The sequence below is a fragment of the Variovorax sp. Soil_C_17 genome (assembly GCF_057657265.1).
This window is the reverse complement of the sequence record NZ_JBDGIT010000069.1, coordinates 1-251: the sequence shown is the minus strand read 5'-3', so window position 1 is coordinate 251 and position 251 is coordinate 1. Positions and strand designations below refer to the sequence as shown.

At 71.3% G+C, this 251-nt stretch carries 1 pseudogene; it reads left to right on the top strand.

Annotated elements, in window-relative coordinates:
• Positions 1 to 251, top strand: a pseudogene (locus tag AC3A6Y_RS35070) (hypothetical protein); the annotation flags it as partial.

The window sequence follows — 251 nt, the reverse complement described above, 5'->3', positions numbered from 1 at the left end:
TCCAGCGCGCCCACGCTGCTGCGCACCCAGGTGGGCGCCGAGGAGATCGCCGAGGTGGTGGCGCGCGCCACCGGCATCCCGGTCGCCAAGCTGATGCAGGGCGAGCGCGACAAGCTGCTCCAGATGGAAGGCAAGATCCACGAGCGCGTGGTCGGCCAGGACGAGGCCATCAGCGCGGTGGCCAACGCGATCCGCCGCTCGCGCTCGGGCCTTTCGGACCCGAACCGTCCCACCGGCTCCTTCCTCTTCCT